This window comes from Streptomyces sp. NPDC054866 (genome assembly GCF_053610745.1).
This window is the reverse complement of the sequence record NZ_JBSGZA010000001.1, coordinates 705,079-721,041: the sequence shown is the minus strand read 5'-3', so window position 1 is coordinate 721,041 and position 15,963 is coordinate 705,079. Positions and strand designations below refer to the sequence as shown.

The window sequence follows — 15,963 nt, the reverse complement described above, 5'->3', positions numbered from 1 at the left end:
TGAAGGAGATCCCCATGACGCCTCTCTCCCGTCGCGGCGTGCTCGGCGCCGCCGCCGCGTTCGCGGGCACCGGAGCCGCCGTGTCGGCCGCCGCCCCGGCCGCGGCAGCGACCCACGCGGACGGCCACCGCCCCAAGGCCGTGGTGTTCCGCAACGTCCGCCCCTTCGGCGCGAAGACCCCCGTGGACCTCACGGTCGTCGACGGCCGGATCACGGACGGGCGGGCGCCCAAGGGTGCCAAGGTGATCGACGGCGGCGGCCGGGTCGCCCTGCCCTCGCTCGTGGACGCCCACATCCACCCGGACAAGACGACGTGGGGCGGCGACTGGGTGACGCGGAAGCCGGCGAGCGGCATCGCCGACTACTGCGCCCAGGACGTGGAGCTGTTCAAGAGCCAGGCCCGGCCGGTCGGCGAGCGGGCGTACGGCCTGATGGCGCACGCCGTGTCCCGAGGCACCCGCGCGATGCGCGCCCACGTGGACGTGGCACCGGCCTACGACCTCGCCGGTGTCGAGGGCGTGAACGCGGCCCGCGAGCGGCTGCGGGACGCCCTCGACGTGCAGATCGTGGCGTTCCCGCAGCACGGCGTGGTCCGGACCCCCGGCACGGCGGAGCTCCTGGAGGAAGCGGCACGCTCCGGCGCCATCGACCTGGTCGGCGGCATAGACCCGATCAGCTTCGACAACGCCATGGACGAACAGCTCGACCTGGTCTTCGGCCTCGCGGACCGCCACGGGGTCGGCGTCGACATCCACCTCCACGACCGCGACGAGAAGGGTACGAAGGTACTGCGGGCCATCATCGACCGCACCCGGGCGCTCTCGCTGCGCGGCAAGGTCACGGTCAGCCACGTCTTCTGCCTGCCGAACCTGTCCGACACCGAACTGGGCAGAATGGCGGCCGACTTGGGCGAGCAGGACATCGCCCTGACGACCGTGGCGCCGAACGAGTCACTGGTCCTGCCGATCGCGAAGCTGCGCGAGCACGGCGTGCGGGTCGGGCTCGGCTCGGACGGGGTGCGCGACGCGTGGAGCCCGTTCGGCAACGCCGACATGCTGCACCGTACGCACATCCTCGGCTGGGTCACCGACGTCCGCCTCGACGAAGAGCTGGCCGACTGCTACCGCTTGGGTGCGCACGGCGGCGCCGACGTGATGGGCCTTGACCACGCGGACCTGAAGCCCGGCTCGCCCGCCGACTTCATCCTCGTACGCGGCGAGAACGTCCAGCAGGCCCTGGTGGACATGCCGCAGCGGGACATGGTGGTGCACGGCGGTCAGGTCGTGGCCAGGAACGGCGAGTTGGCGTAACGCAGGGCTTCACTCCGCCGGGGCTGCCCGCATCCGGAAGTCGTACCGGGCGGGCAGCGGGTCGTCCGTCACCGCGCGCCACAGCTCGCCGAGCACCTCGGCGCCCTCGCGCAGGTCGGCCACCTCGAAGCCCTCGTCGAAAATCGCCCGCACGGCGGCCTTCTCCCCCTCCGCCAGGAGCAGTTGGATCTCGACGAGGCGGAAGCGGCCCTCCGCCCGCGTGGAGGGGTGCAGGCGGTCCCACACGCCGCGCGCCACCGCCGTGCGCCCGGCCGCGAGCAGGGCACCTATCGCCTCCCGGCCGAGTGCGGCGCTCGCGGCCGTCCACAGGGCGCCGTCGTCGCGCCGCTCCTGGCACAGGTCGTCGAAGGCTTCCGCGTACCGGTCGGCGGCGCGCTCGATGTGGCCCGAATCCTGGTCGGCGACCGCGAGGCACCGCAGCAACGGCCAGCGTGACGGGGCGAGTTCGAGGCCGCGCTCCCAGCTCCGTACGGCCTGGGCCAGGTCGCCCGCGTGCCACTGCGCCACGCCCAGGTGGTACTCCGCGACCGGCCGCGCGGGCGCCGTCTCCAGCATGTCCCGCCAGTGTGGGGCGACCAGGGTCGGACCCGGCGGCGCGACGCGACGCGGCTCGGGAACGGCGCCGGAGTGCAACAGCTCAAGCCACGGCTCCTGTTCGGGGCCGAGCGTGGACTCGGCGAACGGCGTGCCCGGCAACTTGTAGTCGCCGCGCAGGACTTCGAGCGCGCCCCAACCGTACCCGGTGGCAAGCACCTCACCGGGCTCGGTGTCCGCGCACGGCCGCCACGCGTCGTACGCCTCCTCCACCGCGCCGCGCGGCAGCGCGTCCGCGAGCCGCGCCCCCGCCTCCTCGCGCGCGGCGCGCCAGTCGGAGCCGTGCACCGGACCGGGGTCCGCCGACAGCGGTCCGTACGACTCCAGCCAGGCGAACTCGCCCTCGGCGTCCAGGCGTACATGCTCCAGCTGGGTCCGCGCGAGGCCCGCCTGGATCTCCGCGTACCCTCCGGTGCCCGGCTCCGTCAGCCACTCCTGCCAGCGCCGCCCGCCCGCACCGGAGCCCCACACGAAGAGCTTGCGGCCGCGCAGCAGGTCGGTGGACGTCTGGACGAGGCCGTGCCCTTCGTCGTCGAGCGCGGCTATCCAGCGGCGCGTCCGGTCAGGTACGTCGTAGAAGTAATCGGCGGCGTACTCGCTGCGCGGCGGATAGGTCCGGTCCACTCCGTCGGTCTCCGGCACGGGCACCTTGCGCAGCGCGCCCGAGTAGCCGAAGTGCCAGGCCTCGTCGGCCGGCGCGAGGACGCGGCACTCCTCGGGCACCGCGATGTTGGACCACCAGTAGACCGGCACGGCCTTCTCGTGCGGATTGCGGATCCGCACGCCGACGTGGAGGAAGTCGGACCCTTCGGGCAGCCACAGGTCCACCTGGAACGGCACGTCCCGCAGCCGCTCCCACTCCCAGAGCCGCAGCATCTCGCCACCGTCGGGCGCCGTCACGCGCGCGGCGTGCACGGGGGCGCAGGACAGGGTCGTATGGCCGGTGGCGCCGATGTTCCACTCGATGCCGCCGGAGAACCATGCGCCGTTCAGCGCGAAGGCGGCGGGCTGCAACACCGGGTTGCGGTAAAGGAGTTCACGGCCGGTCGGTTTATGGAAGAGGGAGTGGACGCGACCGCCGAAACCCGGCAGGACGGTGGCGCGAAGGCGGTCGTTCTCGATGACCAGCGTGTCGACCGTCGTGTCGGTCCGCTCGCGCCCGTACCCGTCGAGCACCCGCGTCGGCAGGATGCCGCGCAGCGGCTCGTACCCGAGCTGCCGTGCCATGTCACGCGGCAGTCCCTCTCTGCCGCGCTCGTCCAACGTGTGCACTTCACGGAGCGGCCGCAGCGGCGGCAGCGGGTTCTCGGGGCCCAACGGGGCGGCGGGCAGCGTCAGTACGTCACGTCGCACGGTGGTCGTCACGATCACCATGGAACACGGTCGGCGCCGTCCCGACCAGGGGCTATCCCAGTCAGGATTAAGCAAAGGCGCACCGCGCGCCTAACCCGTGGCCGTCAGCGCCCACCGCTGGTGATCGCGCCAGGCGCCGTCGACGTACAGGAAGTCCGGCGAGAAGCCCTCAAGACGGAAACCGCGGCTGCGGGCGAGGGCGATCGAGGCGGTGTTGCGGGGCTGGACGTTGATCTCCAGGCGGTGCAGTTCCAGTACGTCGAAGGCGTACCGCACGACGAGTCCGAGCCCCTCGGCCATCAGCCCGCGACCGGCGGCGTGCGCGAAGGCGCCGTATCCCAGCGCCCCGCACCGGAAGCCACCCGCGACGATGTTGTTGATGTTGATGAACCCCGCGATGGCGCCACCGGGCGCGTGCTCCCGGCCCCGCTCGCAGACCAGGAACCCGGCCCTGCTCCGGTCCTCGATGAGCGCGCCCGCGTACGTGGCGTACGCCTCGTCCGTGGTGGGCGGGAACAGCCAGGGCCGGTGCAGCTCCCGGCTCTCCCGCGCGCGTGCGGTGAACTCGGGGCCGTCGGCGTAGGTGTAGGGACGTATGCCTACGCGGGGTCCCTCGGCCAGACATACGGTGCTGTCGCTTCTCTCGGACATCCGGCCACGCTAGCCGCGCCCTAGGCGGGGCAGCGCTCCGCCTTCTTCACGACGCCGATGGCGACCGGCTGCCCGTTCAGCTCCCTGCCGGGGGCCGGGGACTGCGTGCACACCTTCCAGCTGAGCGGCCACAGCACGTGCCGGCGGTGACCGCTGACGTCGTTCACGTCCACGCGGGTGCGGTAGTCGAGGTTCGAGAAGACCCGGACCAGGCCCTTTCCCCGGAAGTCCGGCATCGGCGGCCCGGCAGCCGCCGCGACCGTGGCGGTCATGGCGCCCACCGTGACCGCGACGCCCGCGACGACTCCCGCACGCCTCAGCCGGATCCTCACTTGCGCCGCCGCATGAAGTACGCCCCGCACAGCGCGCCGATCAGGCCGGTGCCGAGGAGCGCCACCCACAGCGGCATGGTCACCTCGGGGATCAGGAGTCTGATCTTGGTGTGGTGGGTGTTCTCGAAGATGAAGACCAGGGTGAGGACGGCGACCACGAGGACGGCGATCCTGCCCGGCGTCATGACGCCACCGCCACCGCCGCCGCCCGAGCCGCCCTTGGAGCCACCCGTGGAGCTGCTGGGACTCATACGTGGACCTTCCCTCGGAGCTTCGACCGGCCTCCCCCGGTGACCAGCATGGGCAGCTGGACCGGGTTTGCGCGCGGTGGATGCCCCTCCGGGGTGGGGGTGTGGGCCGTACGGGTGAGCTCCGGGCGTAGTCGTACGCTCAGCCCACCACGGGCAGCTCGACCGTTCCGGTGTCCTCTGGCGCGCTCGTGACGGTCACCGGCTTCACTCCCCTGTTGCCCCCGTACGCGTCGTCGCTCGCCGCCACCACGAACTGCAGCTTGTGCCCCGCCTCGTACCGGTGCACGATCCCCGGCAGCGACACGGTGAACGGCTTCGTCACGTCAGGCACGCGCACGGGCGCCACGAGCCGGTGCACGAGCGTCTTCTTGCCGTCGGGCGCGATGTCGTACAGCTTGGCGAAGAGGACCAGCTTGTCGGCCGCGTCGCCGGAGTTCTGCACCCGCTCGGTCCTCGGCGAGACGACCTTGAGGGTGGCCTTCGCGGAGCCCACCACGTCCGTGGCGGCGGTCAGCGGCTCGGTCGTCCAGTCCAGGTAGGTGCCCCTGGTGTCGTGCGGTGCGCGGTCGGGCAGGCCGATGAGGCCTGCGAGGGAGCTCTCGGAGTGGCTGGTGGGGATGAGCCAGTTGCGGTACTCGCGGCTGCCGCGCGCGACCTTCTTGCGGGCATCGACGAGCTTGCCATCACCCGACAGGTACAGCTTCTGGCTCAGGGCGGGCACCTTCGACGCGGTCGCGTAGGAACCGTTCGGCCCGCTGTCGCTCGGGACCCAGTCCCGGTAGTAGGCGAAGGCGGGCCCGGTGTCGACGCCCTTCTTCTGCTGGAGGTAGCGGTCGAACCAGGACAGGACGCGTTTGCCGACGTAGCTGGTCTCCAAGTTGCCCTCGGAGAGGTTGAGTTCGCCCGACGCCGGGTCGGAGATGCCACCGCTGTGCCCTGCGGACTGCCAGATCATCTTCGTAGTGGTGCCCTGCGCCTTGAGCGTCTCGTACGTCGCCTGCGCCTCGTTGAGGTTGAAGAGGCTGTCGGCCTGGCCCTGGATCAGCAGGGTCGGCGCCTTGACCTGCGGCAGGTAGGAGACGGGCGAGACGCTGCGGGCGTACTCCTGGAGAGCCTCGGTCTTGTCGGCGGGGTAGCGGCCCGAGTTGAGCGTACGGATCGTCTCGCAGGCCTTCGTGACGAAGTGCAGGCAGCGGAGGGAGTTGATGCGGGAGGGGTCAAGGCTCGGTTCGAGGAGCGGCTGGCCCTCACCGATGAGGTAGAAGCCGTTCATCCACTGCCACTTGGAGGCGCCGGGCACGCTGCGGTCGGACGCGTTGTTCGGGTCGAGCGAGTAGCCCAGGTCGTTCCAGGTGATCATCGGTACGAGGGCGTCGACCCTGCGGTCCACGGCGGCCGTCGCCATTTGGATCGCCCCGCCGTAGGAACCGCCGATCATGCCGACGCGCGGATCGACCCCGGAGTCCTTGGTGACGTAGTCGACCGTCGTGCCGTCGTCGGCCGCGCGCTTGCCCGCGAGGAAGTCGACGAGCCCTGATGCCGCCTTGCCGTCGATCTTCGGATCGTCGAGGGAGATCAGGCAGCCGGACTTGCCGAAGCCGAGCCCGGAGTAGACGAGCCCGACGTAGCCGCGCTCGGCGAAGGCCTTGCCGGTGGCCGCCGTTCCGCCGTCCGACTTGCTGCCGCCGAAGCCGTTGGTGGTGAGGACGGCGGGAGCGGGGTGCGCGGCGTCCACTCCGGCGGGGCGGTAGAGGTCGGCGTCGATGGTGCAGCTCCTGCGGCCCGCGTCGACCGTGAACTTCAGCGGCGTGACGGTGAATTGGCCGGTGGCGCTCGCGGGCGCGGGTGCCGCGAGCGCCAGGGGCGCGGCCAGCGCGGCACCGACGGCGAGGGCGAGCGGCGCACGAGCGCGGGAAAGGGAACGCGAAAGGGAGCGGGAGCGGACACGACAGGGTGCGGTACGACGAGACACGAGACCTCCACGCTGAGGACAGCCGACAGCCGACTACCGACCGGTAAGTAACCGGCCAGAGTCATGCTGTGACACGTGTCAGGTGCGGGTCAACGTTCGTGACAGGAGTTTCTCGCCGGGAATTGACGGAGATTCAGCGCGGGGCGCGAGAGAGCAGACTCACGTCAACGCGGGCACGTCAAGGGTCAACGTCCCCGCATCCGCGTCCAGTTCACCCGCCACCCCGAACGGAATCGTCAACGCCCCGTCGCAGTGCCCGAACCCGAACTCCTCGACGATCGGCACCCCGAGCCCGCCGAGACGGTCGAGCAGCAGCGCCCGCACCGTGTCGTACGGATCGCAGTCCACCCACGAGCCGAGCGCGACCCCGCGCACCCCCTCCAGCCAGCCCGCGCGGGCGAGTTGGGTGAGGTAGCGGTCGATGCGGTACGCCTCCTCGCCTATGTCCTCAAGGAAGAGCAGCCCACCCCGCGCCGACGCGCGCACCTCAGGGGCGCCGATGTCCGATGCGAGCAGGGAGAGGCAGCCGCCGAGCGTGACGCCCCGCGCGCGGCCGGGCACGAGCACGGTCCCGCCCGAGGCGATCACCTGAACCTGCTCCGGTTCGAAGAGCGTGGCCCTCAAGTGCTCCTGCGCACGGGCACTCTTGAGGAAGTCGAGGGCCGCGACCATCGGGCCGTGCAGCGTCGCAAGCCCCATCCGCGCCGCGAACGCCTCGTGCAGCGTGGTGATGTCGCTGTAGCCGACGAAGACCTTGGGGCCTGCCGCCCGCATCGCCGCCCAGTCCAGCGACTCCACCATGCGCAGAGCGCCGTAGCCGCCGCGCGCGCAGAGCACCCCGGAGACGGAGGGGTCGCACCACGCCTCCTGGAGGTCACGGGCGCGGTCGGCGTCCGTGCCCGCGAGGTAGCCGAACTGCCCGTCCACATCCAGGACATGGGGCATGACGACCGGTTCCAGATCCCAGCCGCGCAGGATGTCGAGCCCCGTCTGGAGCCGCTCCTCCGGAAGGGGACCGCTGGGCGCGACGACCGCGACCCGCGCGCCGGGAGTGAGCCGCGCGGGACGCGTCAGGGGTATCACTTGGCGAGCTCCAGGGTGGGCGCGGCGCCGGACAGTTTCAGCCGGAACACCTGGGCGTACAGCGCGAGTTCCGCCTCCAGGGCCCGGATCAGCGTGTCAGCGCGGCGGAATCCGTGCCCCTCTCCCTCGAAGGCGATGTAGGCGTACGGCACGCCACGCCCCTCCAGTTCGGAGACGAACCGCTCGGCCTGTTCGGGCGGACAGATCACGTCGTCGAGCCCCTGGAGCAGCAGGAAGGGCACACTGACCCGGTCGGCGTGCTCGGCGGGGGAACGCTCCACGTACCGCGTGGGCACCTCGTCGAAGGGCCCGATCATCGAGTCCAGATACCGCGACTCGAAGTCGTGGGTGCCGCCCGCCGCCCACTCCGTGAGGTCGAGCACGGGGTAGATGATCGTGCCGCAGGCGTACACGTCCGTCGTGGTCAGCGAGGCGGCCGTGGTCCAGCCGCCCGCGCTGCCGCCGCGGATCGCGAGGCGGTCGCGGTCGGCGGTGCCCTCGTCGGCCAGCGCCAGGGCGACGGCCGCGCAGTCCTCGACGTCGACGATGCCCCACTGTTCGCGCAGGCGGTTGCGGTACGCGCGGCCGTAGCCGGTCGAGCCGCCGTAGTTGACCTCGGCGACGCCGATGCCTCGTGAGGTGAAGTAGGCGATCTCCAGGTCGAGCACGAGCGGGGAGCGGCTTGTGGGGCCGCCGTGCACCCACACCACGTACGGCGGGAGTTCTTCGTCGGGGGCCATGCACGCCGGGTTGTGCGGGGGGTAGACGTGCGCGTGGATCTCGCGGCCCGCCGGGCCGCTGAAGGTGCGGATGCGCGGCTCGGGGTAGTACGCGGTGTCCACGGGGTCGTCGTGCGCGGCGCCGATCACGCGGGCGCGGCCGGTGCTGGTGTCCAGCTCCACGACCTCGTACGCGCTGCGGGGGCTCGCCGCGACGCCGACAGCGCGGGTGCCGTTCACCGCGACGGTCGCCGCCCACTCCGTCCAGGGGCCCGCCGCGTCGACGACTTCGCCGGTCTCCGGGTCGAGCACGCCGAGCGCGGTGGCACCCTTGCCGTGCACGACGGCGACGAGGCCGCTGTCCAGGGGCGCGAACCAGCCGGAGCCGACCTGCCACAGGGGGCCGCCGAACTCCTCCTCGCGCGGACAGACCGGCAGCCCCGAGGAGAAACTCCCGCCGTCGGACGCGTCACCGCGGTAGAGGTTCCACCACCCCGTGCGGTCGCTCGCGAACAGCAGCCGCCCGTCGGGGGCCCACTCCACCTGCGCGATGGACTCCTCCGGGCCGCCCGCGAACACGCGGGGCGCGCCGAACGTGCCGTCCGCACGCACCTCGGCGACCAGGAGTTCCGTGCCGTCCCACGGCATCCGGGGGTGGTCCCAGGCGATCCACGCCGCGCGGGCGCCGTCCGGTGAGAGGCGGGGCCCGGTGATGAACCGGTGCCGGTCGTCGGAGAGTTCGCGCACCGCCGCACGGTCGCCGGCCGCCGAGCCGTCGAGCGGCACGGCGACGGCGACTCTGCGCACATCGCTCGGCCCCTCCCCCGTGAACTCCTCCAGGACGCACCAGACCTCGCCCCGGTCCAGGTGCACGCACGGGTCGATGTACCGCAGGCCGCCGCCCACGTCGGAGAGCGGGGTCAGCGGGCGCGGCACGGCTCCGGGGGCGTCGGGCTCGTACGCGTACAGGCGCTGGTCCGCGAATTGGGCGAACACGACCAGCGGCCCGTCACCGCCCTCGGCCCCGGCCCAGGAACGCCCCCCGTACTCCATGACCCGGCTGCGCACGTTCCACGGCTCGGGCAGCACGGACTCCTCCGTGCCGTCCGGACGCCGCCGCACCAGGGCGCGCCTGCCGCCTTCGGCGGGCCTCGGCTCGGTCCACCACGCCTCGTCCCCGACGAAGCCCACGTGGCCCGGTGAGCCGTCGTGGGCGGCGGCGAGCGCCGCGTCGATGGGCGACGGCCATGATCCGTAAGCCTGGGTCTCCATCATGTCCTTCTCTTCCCCCATGATCGGTTGTGTTCCCTAGGCCGTTCTCAGATAGCGGTCGAGCACACGGACGCCGAAGTGCAGCGCGTCGACCGGAACGCACTCGTCGACTCCGTGGAAGAGCGCTTGGTAGTCGAAGCCCTCCGGTGTCCTCAGCGGCGAGAAGCCGTAGCCGGTGATGCCGAGTCGCGAGAACTGCTTGGCGTCCGTGCCGCCGGACATGCAGTACGGCACGACCCGTCCCTCGGGTGCGAACTCCTCGACGGCTGCCCGCATCTTCGCGTACGTCGACGAGCGGACCGGCGCCTGCAGCGCCACCTCACGGTGGTGGAACTCCCAGTCGACGTCCACTCCGGTGAGCTGGTCAAGGGTGGCGGCGAACTCTTCCTCGCCACCCGGCAGATACCGGCCGTCCACGTAGGCGACGGCCTCCCCCGGAATCACGTTGACCTTGTAACCGGCTTGCAGCATCGTCGGGTTGGCGCTGCCCCGCACCGTCGGCGCGACGAGGTCGGCGGCCGGGCCGAGCTTCTCCAGGAGCGCGTCCATGTCGAACCCGGGCCTGTCCAGGTCGGCCTGTTCCCCGTACAGCGCGGCCAGTTCGGTCAGGGCGGCCCGGACCGTCGGCGTGAGCCGCACCGGCCAGCGGTGCTCACCGATGCGGGCGATCGCGGCCGCCAGCTTGCTCACGGCGTTGTTGTGGTTCACCTTCGAGCCGTGGCCGGCCTTGCCGCGCGCGGTCAGCTTGAGCCAGCCGGTGCCGCGCTCCCCCGCGGCGATGGGATAGAGCTGATTGCCGCGGCCGTCGTGGAAGGTGAAGGCGCCGGACTCGCTGACGCCTTCCGTGCATCCCTCGAAGAGCGACGCGTGCTGATCGGCGAGGAACCCGGACCCGTCCTCGGCGCTCGCCTCCTCGTCAGCGGTGAACGCGATCACGATGTCCCGCCGGGGCCGCACTCCCGCGCGCGCCCAGCCGCGCACCACGGAGAGGATCATCGCGTCCATGTTCTTCATGTCGATGGCGCCGCGGCCCCACACGACGCCGTCGCGGATCTCCCCGGAGAAGGGGTCCACGCTCCAGTCGGCCGCTTCGGCGGGCACGACGTCCAGATGGCCGTGCACGAGCAGCGCGTCGGCCGAGGGGTCGGTGCCCTCGATGCGAGCGACCACGTTCGTACGGCCCGGTGTCCGCTCCAGGAGCGTCGGTTCGAGCCCGGCTCCGGCGAGGCGCTCGGCGGCGTACTCGGCGGCCGGCCGCTCGCGGCAGTCGCCGCTGCCCCGGTTCGTGGTGTCGATGCGGATGAGTTCGGAGGTGAACCGGACGACCTCGTCGAGCGCCTGCCCGTCGACGTGTCCGGTGGCCTGATGCCCCGGCTGCTCCTCAGCCATACTGTTCCTCCACAGCCGCAGATGCGATCGTCGTGACCGCCTTGAACGTACGAATGCCCTCGTACATGGTGTCGCTGGTGTACGCGATCTTCCGCTCGCCGGTGCGCCGCACACCCGGCACCACGGTGGACGCCATGGACAGATGCTCGGCGTCGAATTCGACCTCTACGGTGAACGGGCCGCCCTGGACCGGCTCGCGGCGCACCGCGAGCGGCGCCGCCTCCTTCGCCGCGGCCCGGATGTCGGATGCGGTCCGCCGCGGGGTGCGGCAGACCGCCGCGTACCGCGACACGTGGTCCTTGACGGCGACCTTCAGCGCACCCGGCGCATAGCCGAGGGCATCCTCGCAGGCCAGGTCGTCACCGGTGACCAGGACGACGGGCACCCCGTACTCAGCGACGACATGGGAGTTGAGCAGTCCCTCGCTGGCCCGGTCGCCGTTGACCCACACTCCGGTGATCGAGTTGGCGAGGTAGGTGTGGGCGAGCACCCCCTCCATGCCGGCGCCCGCGTGGTAGCCGATGAAGGCGATGCCGTCCACGTCGTCGTGCTGGACACCCTCCACCATGGAGAGGGACTTGTGCCGCCCGGTGAGCATCTCGGCCCGCTCGTCCAGGTCCTCCAGGAGCAGATTGCGCATGGTCCAGTGCGCTTCGTTGATGAGCACCTCGTCGGCGCCCCCGTCGAAGAAGCCGAGCACAGCGGCGTTGACGTCCGACGTGAACATCGAACGGCACCTCTCCCACTGCGGTGTACCGGGCAGCACGTCGGCCGGCCACGTGACACCCGTGGCCCCCTCCATGTCCGCGCTGATCAGGATCTTCATGCCGCCTCACGCTACGCGTTCGCCAACTCCTGGACCAGATCCGTCGGCCACCGCGTCGCGCGCCGGTTGCCACAGGGTGCTGCGCAGATCCGATCCACGGACCAGCTGGACGCGCCAGGGCTCGATGCGGATCACGTGGTACTCGGGATCGTCCGGGCCGCCGCGCCAGTAGTGGACCGGGTCGTAGCCCACGCCGGGTGGCCCGCCCCGGGTGTAGAGGTCCCAGGCGTGGTGCCGGGAGGCCTCGTCGTCGGCCCAGACCGAGAGGGCGTCGACGTGGACGGTGTTCTGGCGGGGGTTCCAGTAGGAGTAGGTGGTGTGCGGGTTGCCGGCCAGGTGAGCGGTCTTGACGGGAGTCTTGTACGCGGCGAGCCAGCCGACCGGACGGCCGTCGACGATCTCCCAGACGGGGAGCAGGACGCGGGCCCGGGGGCGGTTCGCGCGGTCGACGGTGATCATCGTGGCGTACTTGATGTCGCGTACGTAGGAGAAGAACGTGTCCCGCACTTCGGAGAAGTCGCTGACTTTGGTGGTGGGCATGCCGGGTGCTCCTTGCCGGGGTTGGGTGGGGTGGGGTGGCGGATCAGTGGGTCGCGGGGATCTCGGGGGTGTGCCCGGCCGCGGGTTCGCCGGAGGCCGTCACCGTGCCCGGCCGCGAGCGCAGTCCGAAGGCGCTGATCAGCGCGGCGAGCAGGGCAGCCGCGAACGGGACCCAGAGGGCCGCGCGATAGCCGTCGAGGAGCGCGGAAGGTGAACTCGACGTGGTGGCCCAGACGTTGACGGCGGTGACCGTGGACAGACCGAGGGCGGCTCCGAACTGGAAGGCGGTGTAGAGCAGTCCGCCGGCCAGGCCCTGCTCCTCCTCCTTGACGCCCTCGGTGGCGACGATGGTGAGCGGTCCGTAGGTGAGGGCGAAGCCGAGGCTGAGGATGATCAGGCTGGGGAACATCGCCAGGTACGTCCAGTCGGCGCCGACCGGCAGGAACAGGGCGTACGAGAGCGCGGCGAGCAGCAGTCCGCCGAAGATCACCCGGGCGTTGCCGAAGCGTTCGACCAGCTTGGGGGTGACGGTCGGCGAGAGCACCGCGTCGGCGCCGACGACGATCATCGCGAGGCTGGTCTGGAGCGTGGACCAGTCCCGCAGCTCCTGGAGGTAGAGGACGACCAGGAACTGGAACCCGAAGAAGCCGCCAGCGAAGAAGAGCCCCGCGAGGTTGGCGCGGACCAGGGCGCCGCTGCGGAAGATCCCGAGGCGCACGAGCGGCGATGCCGAGCGGCGCTCCGCGGCGACGAAGACGGCGAGGAGGGCGAGGCCGGCGCCGAGGGTGCCGATCGTGGCGGCGGCGCTCGCGTGGGAGGCCCGCTCCACGCCGAGGACGAGCAGCACGATGGCGGCGGTGACCGTGAGGGCGCCCACCAGGTCGACGCTCTGCCCGGTGCGGTCGGGGCGCGGGGACTTCGGGACGTAGGCGAGCGCGGCGGCCAGGATCAGGGCAGAGAGCACGACGGGCACGAAGAAGACCCAGCGCCAGCCGACCGCGGTGAGCAGACCGCCGACGACCAGGCCGACGGAGAAGCCGCCCGCGGCGGTGCCGGAGTAGAAGAGCAGCGCCTTGTTGCGGCGCGGGCCTTCCTCGAAGCCGGTGGTGATGATGGAGAGGCCCGCAGGGGTCATGAAGGCCGCGGCGACGCCCGTGACGAAGCGGGCGACGATCAGTGTCCAGCCCTCGGTGGCGAAGCCGCCGAGCCCGGAGAAGACCAGGAAGACGGAGAGCCAGAAGACGAACATCTGACGGCGCCCGAAGAGGTCGGCCGCTCGGCCGCCGAGCAGCATGAAGCCGCCGTAGCCGAGGACGTAGGCGCTCATGACCCACTGCAGGGAGCCCGTGGAAAGGCCCAGGTCGGCGCGGATGGACGGCAGGGCCACGTTCAGCATGGCGACGTCGATGCCTTCGAGGAAGATCGCGCCGCACAGGACGAGCAGGACGCCCCATTCACGGGGCTTGAAGGTGACAGCGGGGGCGATCGGCGCCCCGGCTGATGATTCTCTCTGCGTACTCATGTCAGTTCTCCGCCAACTCACTGATGGTGCGGGGGATTTCCCGGCTCACCCACCATCGATCGAGGCCATGGGGCGGAACAACGGCGAAGATCGCAACGTTCGTTCAACCAGGCTTACCGATCCGAGCTGCCTGGGGGGACGTCGATGGAACGCGATGAACTGGAGTGCTTTCTGCTCCTTGCCGAGGAGCTGCACTTCGGCAGGACCGCCGAGCGCATGCGGCTCTCCCGCGCCCGGGTGAGCCAGCTGATCCAGCGCACCGAACGCCGCGTCGGCGCACCGCTGTTCATCCGCACCAGCCGTCGCGTCGGCCTCACCGCGCTCGGCCGCCAGCTCCGCGACGACCTGGAACCGCACCACCGGGCCATCGACGCCGCCGTCGAGAGGGCCGCGGCCACCGCGCGCGGCATCGACAGCGTGCTGCACGTCGGTTTCGCCAATCCGCTGGCCGGCGAGATCGTGATGCGGGCGACGGAGGCGCTGCGCGTGAGCCATCCGGGGCTCGCCGTGGAGATCTGCGAGGTGCCGCTCGGCGATCCGTACGGGCAGCTGCGCAAGGGCGAGTTCGACGTGCAGCTCACGGAGTTCCCGGTGCGCGAGGAGGACCTGGGCGGCGGCCCCGCGCTGCTCGCGGAGGAGCGCGTCCTCGCGATCGCTTCGGCGCATCCGCTGGCCGGGCGGGACTCGGTGTCCCTGGAGGACCTGGCCGACGTGCCGCTCCTGACGATCGAGGGCGAGGTGCCCGACTACTGGCTGGAGCACCACGTCCCTTCGCGCACCCCGTCCGGCAGGCCGATCGGGCGCGGTCCGGGCGTGACCAACATGCAGGAGGCGCTGATGATGGCCGCGGGCGGCAAGGGCGCCTTCCTCGCTCCCGCGCACACGGGGACGTACTTCTCCCGGCCCGGAGTGGCCTACGTGCCCTTCGCCGACGCCGATCCGGTCGGGTACGGCCTGGTGTGGCGGGCAGGCCACGGCACGGGGGCGATCGAGACATTCGCGAGGACCGCCCGCGAGGCGGCGCGTGACGTGGCGCAGGGAGATCCCCGGAGCGTGGTGCCGGGGGCCGTCACCGCGGCGGGCTGAGGCCTGCGGGGGCCGGGGACCCGGCGCGGTCGCGCGCCGCACGGACGCCGCGGACCGCGCCGGCCGCGACCACGGCCCAGACCGCGAGCGCCGGCCAGAGCAACACCTTCCCGCAGGTCCAGAGCGCCGGGACGTCCGCGGCCGTGGAGGCGGAGAGCGCGGCGACGGCGGTCATGCCGAGGGGGAAGACCGTGGCCCAGCGGCGTACGTCGTAGTGGCGGCGTGGCCACCGCAGTTCACAGACGACGAGCAGCGCGTACCAGGCGAAGGCGAGGCCGAGCGCGACAAGGGTGACGATCCGCAGGACGCCGTGGGCCGGGGTCGCCCAGCGCAACGCGCCGTCCGGCACCGCGGCAGCGACCAGCTTCGATCCGGCAAGGGCGGAGATGGCCATGGCCCCAGCGATGATCCAGTGGTCGCCCTGGCCGGTGGTGAGCTGCCGGAAGTCGAAGCGGAGCAGCACCACGCCGTACAGGACGAGGCCGATGACGAAGAGGACGAGGGCGGGCCACATCAGCCATGCCTGCTGGTCGGCGGTGGCCACGGTGGCGGCGAGGACGACGATGGCCTGGGTGGCCACGCACACCAGGTAGGCGGCGCCCGGCACCCTGCTCTGCCAGTGGCGGATGACGTGGGACATGAGCACCGGCCAGAGCAGCACGCTGAGGCAGAGCAGCGCCACCGACACGGTGTCGTGTCCGAGCAGGGAGAGGCGGGTGCCGAGGACCGCCGTCGCGGCGACGGCGGTCAGTGCGGGCGGAGTGTCGATCTCGCGGTGCCAGCGGTCCCGTTCGGTCAGCAGATGCCGTACGAAGACGGTGGCGAGGAACACCCAGATCAGCCCCGCGACCACGAGCAGCGCCAGCGAGGCCCACTCCACGCCGAGCAGGTGCAGTCCGACGGAGAGCACGGCGGTGGCCATGACCACGGCTCCGGCCGCGGGCGGCACACCGTCGGCCCAGTTCATCCAGTCCGCCCGGCGCGTCCGGCCCGCCCGGCGAGGGCTGTGGCGGTCGGCTGCATCGCTGGGCATGGCGCGGCT

14 protein-coding genes are annotated in these 15,963 nt (G+C 71.7%); 2 read left to right on the top strand and 12 right to left on the bottom strand.

All coding sequences use genetic code 11. The annotated features are described in order from the left end of the window. The first annotated feature begins 14 nt into the window (after positions 1-14). Entirely contained in the window at positions 15-1,310 is a 1,296-nt protein-coding gene (locus ACWGI2_RS03055; RefSeq protein WP_453693425.1) for an amidohydrolase family protein, read from the top strand. 9 nt (positions 1,311-1,319) lie between these two features. Here the strand turns inward: ACWGI2_RS03055 and ACWGI2_RS03050 are convergent, their stop codons facing one another. The 11 genes from ACWGI2_RS03050 to ACWGI2_RS03000 all read right to left on the bottom strand — a co-directional run bounded on the left by ACWGI2_RS03050 (position 1,320) and on the right by ACWGI2_RS03000 (position 13,835). Further along, positions 1,320-3,299 (bottom strand): DUF5107 domain-containing protein, encoded by a 1,980-nt coding sequence (locus ACWGI2_RS03050; RefSeq protein WP_453693423.1) that lies wholly within the window; start codon positions 3,297-3,299, stop codon positions 1,320-1,322. A 69-nt stretch (positions 3,300-3,368) separates the two neighbouring features. Further along, positions 3,369-3,929: a GNAT family N-acetyltransferase gene (locus ACWGI2_RS03045; RefSeq protein WP_453693421.1), complete on the bottom strand. Its 561-nt coding sequence runs from the start codon at positions 3,927-3,929 to the stop codon at positions 3,369-3,371. Positions 3,930-3,949: 20 nt separating this feature from the next. Then, entirely contained in the window at positions 3,950-4,201 is a 252-nt protein-coding gene (locus tag ACWGI2_RS03040; RefSeq protein WP_453693419.1) for a hypothetical protein, read from the bottom strand. Between the two features lie 56 nt (positions 4,202-4,257). Then, on the bottom strand, positions 4,258-4,512 hold the full coding sequence (locus ACWGI2_RS03035; RefSeq protein ID WP_453394376.1) for a LapA family protein: 255 nt from the start codon (positions 4,510-4,512) through the stop codon (positions 4,258-4,260). A 139-nt stretch (positions 4,513-4,651) separates the two neighbouring features. Next, positions 4,652-6,385, bottom strand: coding sequence for an alpha/beta fold hydrolase (locus tag ACWGI2_RS03030; RefSeq protein ID WP_453694640.1), 1,734 nt, complete (start codon positions 6,383-6,385; stop codon positions 4,652-4,654). Positions 6,386-6,643: 258 nt separating this feature from the next. Further along, the gene (locus ACWGI2_RS03025) at positions 6,644-7,567 is read right to left on the bottom strand and encodes a S66 peptidase family protein (protein WP_453693417.1); all 924 of its coding nucleotides are present in this window, start codon (positions 7,565-7,567) and stop codon (positions 6,644-6,646) included. Then, positions 7,564-9,558 (bottom strand): LpqB family beta-propeller domain-containing protein, encoded by a 1,995-nt coding sequence (locus ACWGI2_RS03020; protein ID WP_453694639.1) that lies wholly within the window; start codon positions 9,556-9,558, stop codon positions 7,564-7,566. Before ACWGI2_RS03020 ends, ACWGI2_RS03025 begins: the two co-directional genes overlap by 4 nt. A gap of 36 nt (positions 9,559-9,594) precedes the next feature. Continuing rightward, positions 9,595-10,947 carry a M20/M25/M40 family metallo-hydrolase gene (locus ACWGI2_RS03015; RefSeq protein ID WP_453693415.1) on the bottom strand — a complete coding sequence of 451 codons (1,353 nt, stop codon included), beginning with the start codon at positions 10,945-10,947 and terminating at the stop codon, positions 9,595-9,597. After that, the gene (locus ACWGI2_RS03010) at positions 10,940-11,773 is read right to left on the bottom strand and encodes a M55 family metallopeptidase (RefSeq protein WP_453693413.1); all 834 of its coding nucleotides are present in this window, start codon (positions 11,771-11,773) and stop codon (positions 10,940-10,942) included. Before ACWGI2_RS03010 ends, ACWGI2_RS03015 begins: the two co-directional genes overlap by 8 nt. A gap of 6 nt (positions 11,774-11,779) precedes the next feature. Continuing rightward, positions 11,780-12,313 (bottom strand): pyridoxamine 5'-phosphate oxidase family protein, encoded by a 534-nt coding sequence (locus ACWGI2_RS03005; protein WP_453693411.1) that lies wholly within the window; start codon positions 12,311-12,313, stop codon positions 11,780-11,782. Positions 12,314-12,356: 43 nt separating this feature from the next. Continuing rightward, positions 12,357-13,835, bottom strand: coding sequence for an MFS transporter (locus tag ACWGI2_RS03000; RefSeq protein ID WP_453693409.1), 1,479 nt, complete (start codon positions 13,833-13,835; stop codon positions 12,357-12,359). A 144-nt stretch (positions 13,836-13,979) separates the two neighbouring features. Here ACWGI2_RS03000 and ACWGI2_RS02995 point away from each other — a divergent pair, with 144 nt between their 5' ends. After that, positions 13,980-14,921: a LysR family transcriptional regulator gene (locus tag ACWGI2_RS02995; protein WP_453394370.1), complete on the top strand. Its 942-nt coding sequence runs from the start codon at positions 13,980-13,982 to the stop codon at positions 14,919-14,921. Here the strand turns inward: ACWGI2_RS02995 and ACWGI2_RS02990 are convergent. Beyond that, positions 14,905-15,954, bottom strand: coding sequence for a tellurite resistance/C4-dicarboxylate transporter family protein (locus ACWGI2_RS02990; protein ID WP_453693407.1), 1,050 nt, complete (start codon positions 15,952-15,954; stop codon positions 14,905-14,907). The genes ACWGI2_RS02995 and ACWGI2_RS02990 overlap by 17 nt on opposite strands. Positions 15,955-15,963 lie beyond the last annotated feature (9 nt).

Coding starts and splice junctions, on each gene's coding strand:
- ACWGI2_RS03045 (WP_453693421.1), bottom strand. CDS start 3,929: ATGTCCGAGAGAAGCGACAGCACCGTATGTCTGGCCGAGGGACCCCGC.
- ACWGI2_RS03020 (WP_453694639.1), bottom strand. CDS start 9,558: ATGGAGACCCAGGCTTACGGATCATGGCCGTCGCCCATCGACGCGGCG.
- ACWGI2_RS02995 (WP_453394370.1), top strand. CDS start 13,980: ATGGAACGCGATGAACTGGAGTGCTTTCTGCTCCTTGCCGAGGAGCTG.
- ACWGI2_RS02990 (WP_453693407.1), bottom strand. CDS start 15,954: ATGCCCAGCGATGCAGCCGACCGCCACAGCCCTCGCCGGGCGGGCCGG.
- ACWGI2_RS03055 (WP_453693425.1), top strand. CDS start 15: ATGACGCCTCTCTCCCGTCGCGGCGTGCTCGGCGCCGCCGCCGCGTTC.
- ACWGI2_RS03000 (WP_453693409.1), bottom strand. CDS start 13,835: ATGAGTACGCAGAGAGAATCATCAGCCGGGGCGCCGATCGCCCCCGCT.
- ACWGI2_RS03015 (WP_453693415.1), bottom strand. CDS start 10,947: ATGGCTGAGGAGCAGCCGGGGCATCAGGCCACCGGACACGTCGACGGG.
- ACWGI2_RS03010 (WP_453693413.1), bottom strand. CDS start 11,773: ATGAAGATCCTGATCAGCGCGGACATGGAGGGGGCCACGGGTGTCACG.
- ACWGI2_RS03050 (WP_453693423.1), bottom strand. CDS start 3,299: ATGGTGATCGTGACGACCACCGTGCGACGTGACGTACTGACGCTGCCC.
- ACWGI2_RS03035 (WP_453394376.1), bottom strand. CDS start 4,512: ATGAGTCCCAGCAGCTCCACGGGTGGCTCCAAGGGCGGCTCGGGCGGC.
- ACWGI2_RS03005 (WP_453693411.1), bottom strand. CDS start 12,313: ATGCCCACCACCAAAGTCAGCGACTTCTCCGAAGTGCGGGACACGTTC.
- ACWGI2_RS03040 (WP_453693419.1), bottom strand. CDS start 4,201: ATGACCGCCACGGTCGCGGCGGCTGCCGGGCCGCCGATGCCGGACTTC.